The following is a 3,749-nucleotide window of genomic DNA, read 5'->3' as shown; positions in this document are numbered from 1 at the left end:
GACTGTGACGACTTCTCTCACCCGCAGAGCGGATCCTGGGTGTTCCAGGCCTTCGGCTCTGACGACCAAGAGGCACTGATGAGACTATTCATTTGTTTGATCGCAGCGAGCGCTCTGGCCGCATGTGCGAGTTCAGGCGTGCGCGAGACGGGGAAAGATACGTACTCGGTGTCGATCCGGGCGCCTTTCTCTGGACCTGCTCGTGCAAAGGGCGATGCGTTAAGGGATGCCAATGCCTATTGCGCCAAATTGGGTAAGCACATCCAGGTCGTGAGCGAGAATTCGAACGAATGCATGTTGCACGGTGGATGCGGCGAGGCTGAGGTCGTATTCATGTGCCTTGACGAGCATGACCCGCGATACTCAGGACATCGCTAGGACAATCCGACGCGGCAAAAAAAGAACACGGCTGGCGTCGGCCCGAGACACCAGAGACGAACACTGCGCGCGACGCTGTGGTCAATGTTTCCGCGTGTTTTGTCGCTTGCCCAGAGGGTGAAGAGTGAAGACGAGTGTGCTTAATGCCTTAGCTGCGTGGTCGTGGCTCCTGTTTTTCTCGCCCGTCGCATTCGCCGGAGCCGGGACACACGGGACAGAGATCAACACCACGGAGGTTTGCAGTGTCCTGAAAAGCCCGCAGGCGTTTGTGAATCAGGTGATTCGGATTCGAGGGTTTGTCATTCTCGGAGAGGATCACATGAATTTCAGCGACAGGGCGTGCCCTGGTCGCGGAATTGAACTGGTTATCAAGTCAGAAGCAACCCTGGATCACAAGGATATCCATCGATTCTACGTGCAGATGAACCATCAGGGACGCAAAGGGTTTGCAAYGATAACGGGACTCTTTCAGGCCGATCCAGATCCGTTGACGCCCTATGTGCTCAATATCCAGCAGGTGAAAGATGTCACGCCGTGAAGCGTTGCGCCGCGCAACTAGGCCGGTGCACACGGTGCACACAGTGYGTACGAGCGGTTGCCTCAGCCATCGCCTGGCTGCTGCGCAAACTGGTTTACCGCGGCATCAAGGTCGGGGTGGGGCGCAGCCATGGGAGAGTCCTTCCTGGTCAGCGCGCGTCAGCAGTTTGCAGCGACAGCACACACGCGGTGCCGTGCACGTCCGCGCCATCGCGCGCGCTCAACGTCAGCACCATGTCGGCCTTGGCGAACTCGATCGCCTGAACACTGCCGATTTCCGAAGGAACGGACCGTTCAGCCCAACCATGGGCCGTCAAGGTGCTGCGCAGCTTGTCCAAGGGCAGCGCACACACGGGTGCGGCATCGGCGGCGCGGTCGGTGTGGTCGAACCAGAAGCGAAACCCCGGCTTCAAGGTGGCCTCGCCCGCCGCAAATTGGACCCAGTAGCTCCAACCCTGGCCCAAGTCGGGGCTGTGGTAAATGGCCCAACCGGAGTCGTTGTTCGGGTCCGGCCCTAGGGTGACGCCCATGGCATGCCCGATGCCCGCTGGCGTGAATGCGGCCGTAGACGAGACAGTCGACAGGAAGGTCAGCACGCGCGCCCCGGCGTCGCGCGCTCCGGGCAGCAGCGCAGGCGAAACGGCAGCGTTCATCGGATGGTCCTTATCTGGAGAAGGTAGTGCCTGGGCAACGCTGGTGCCCGCGGCATGCGGTGGCGAAGTTTTCTCGCGGGCCGGAACGGCACAAGCCAGAAGCAGGGATGTGGCGAGGCCGGTCACGGCAAGGGCGGGGCGCATCATCGGGTCCGCATCCATGGTTCCTTAAACGGCCGCGACTCAGCGGCCGTGGTGAGCATGATAGCGGGACCGAATTGGCGTTGCCTGCCGGACCAGTGCGCACTTTCGGTAGACAAGGTTAGCGAGAACCTTACCTCCGGGGCCTTCTACGGAGCTCGTAGTACCCATAAACAGCATTCGCACCGGGATAGATGATCCAGGAAGACGCAACCGCGAAGTATTCCTTCCCACGTTTCCAGATTCTGATATTTCCGAGTCCTTCAGGGATCTTGTGATCTATGACCTTTCCCCCGAGCTTCTTGACCATGACGTCATACATGTCGCTCTGGAGAACACGCGAGAATGCGCTGGCAACGTAGAAGCGCCGATCCACAATTTCGTAGTTCGACGCAAGGTACTGGACGACGGCAGCCTCCATGTCCGCTTGCTCGCTCGCATACGTAGCCAGGTTGGCGTTACCCCAAGGCTGGAAGGTGTTGACGGGAGCGGCGTCGATCATCCTGACGCGAGATCCTTGCGATGCTGTACAGGCGCCGACAAGCAGAAGGCTTGCCCATAAGAATGCGAGGCGCACGAAAGAGAAACCGTTCATTCGGAAGGGGCCAGGCTCAAAACCGGGCCGACCTGAGCTGCTTGTTGCTGTTGCTGTTGCTGGGCCTGCACGGATTCCTCCAGCGCTTGCTGGTGAAGAAGCTCCTCGTACCGCATGCTCCCTTCAGTACGAAAGTCCCGACCATCAGGCGACGATGCGAGCTCGCTCAAAGACTCGCCCAGGGCGCGCTCGTCGCCGAGGCTTCTCAGTAGTCGGTCCATGTAAGGGTCGCCCGTACTGACTGACGCCTGTGAATCGTCTTGGCGATCTCGGTCCTGAGTGGCTTCCCCGGTGCTCTTCGTTCGGATCGGTTTAGGGCCGAAGTCGATCTGCTGTAGGTGATGGTTCTCTAGGATGGTCTTGAGGTCGACATCGACGGTTGGACTCTGCGAGGAGACGCCATGGGTAGGGTCCATGTTGTGCCCCCACGGATTCCGAGCCCTTATTGTGACGTTGCCGCTCTGGTCCTTGCTGATGTTCTCGATCACATACGCGTGACCGCCACCTTCCTCGCTTGAGACCAGGCCATCGTTAGGCGCACCCTCAACCGCACGCGTCGTGAGAATGACAGGCCGGTCTTCCTTAAGAGCGCCTTCTATCCTGGCGTGAGCACGATCAAGAGTCGTGTGTCTAAGGGAGTAGTCCGACACCGAGGTAGATCGCTCTCCGGTAAGAGCATAGACCGCGTCCTGAGGCCAGCCGCCGTTGCCGATGCGGTCGAAGCCATCGGAAAGGGTCTCATCTCCCTTCATCGCCAGCTTGGCGTAGGCGGTTTCCATCACTGCTGGCCAGCTGGCTTCGACTGGACCGCCGCCTCTGTCGATCAGGCTGGCTCCGCTGATCTTGACCTCTTGCTCGATATCAGCCTGGCTGACAGTCACATCCACGGCCTTCGGCTTTGATGAGAGACCTAGGAAGGTCTTCTGTGACGTATAGAGCGTGACGGTAAATGAGGCCGTCGGTGCGTCGTACCTGATTGCCTTCTCGATTCTTTCTGGCTGTTGATAGGCAAGCGACGCCATGGGTGCAAGTAGGTAGCAATCGCCGAGGCGGAGCTGGGCAACATCCCACGCTTGGGGGTGCCTGGTCTCACCGTAGAGATTCTGTTCGTTGAACTTTGGCTGGTCCATAGCTAGCGACGGCCGTCCGCCAAGTCAACAAGCACATACTGCCCCTTATCACCCCACCGCTTAGCTTTCCTGTCCAACTTCACGCACGGATGGCCGCCACAGGAAGTCATCCCCACACGGCTGTAGGCCTCGACAACTTCAGCATTGATTTGCGCTGCGGCGGAGCGTGCACGAGCATCTTTGTAGGCCGCGATTTCCGCCCAGATGAGGGCGCCGCCACCCACGGCAACAAGAGCGATCGCGCCGGCCACCGCGAGATAAGCGAGCTTGATCTGCCTGACCATGACCGAGCGGACCATTTGCCCGGACGCATAG

At 59.6% G+C, this 3,749-nt stretch carries 5 protein-coding genes and 1 pseudogene; 2 read left to right on the top strand and 4 right to left on the bottom strand.

The genetic code is table 11. The features are described 5' to 3' along the window. The coding region (locus AC1DT2_RS17750) for a hypothetical protein (RefSeq protein WP_477297785.1) at positions 1-378 on the top strand (378 nt) is incomplete at its 5' end. Between the two features lie 124 nt (positions 379-502). Beyond that, positions 503-916: a hypothetical protein gene (locus AC1DT2_RS17745; RefSeq protein WP_477297783.1), complete on the top strand. Its 414-nt coding sequence runs from the start codon at positions 503-505 to the stop codon at positions 914-916. A 148-nt stretch (positions 917-1,064) separates the two neighbouring features. Here AC1DT2_RS17745 and AC1DT2_RS17740 read toward each other — a convergent pair whose 3' ends face one another. The 4 genes and pseudogenes from AC1DT2_RS17740 to AC1DT2_RS17725 all read right to left on the bottom strand — a co-directional run. Next, positions 1,065-1,730, bottom strand: a complete 666-nt coding sequence (locus tag AC1DT2_RS17740) for a hypothetical protein (protein ID WP_477297782.1) — start codon at positions 1,728-1,730, stop codon at positions 1,065-1,067. Positions 1,731-1,842: 112 nt separating this feature from the next. Continuing rightward, positions 1,843-2,211, bottom strand: a complete 369-nt coding sequence (locus AC1DT2_RS17735) for a hypothetical protein (RefSeq protein ID WP_477297781.1) — start codon at positions 2,209-2,211, stop codon at positions 1,843-1,845. Between the two features lie 89 nt (positions 2,212-2,300). Beyond that, the gene (locus tag AC1DT2_RS17730; protein ID WP_477297779.1) at positions 2,301-3,434 is read right to left on the bottom strand and encodes a C2 family cysteine protease; all 1,134 of its coding nucleotides are present in this window, start codon (positions 3,432-3,434) and stop codon (positions 2,301-2,303) included. A gap of 2 nt (positions 3,435-3,436) precedes the next feature. After that, positions 3,437-3,749 (bottom strand): annotated as a pseudogene (locus AC1DT2_RS17725) (hypothetical protein); the annotation flags it as partial.

This window comes from Luteibacter sp. P4_E6, from assembly GCF_056401535.1.
The sequence above is the reverse complement of the archived record's forward strand: the minus strand, read 5'-3'. Positions and strand labels throughout refer to the sequence as shown.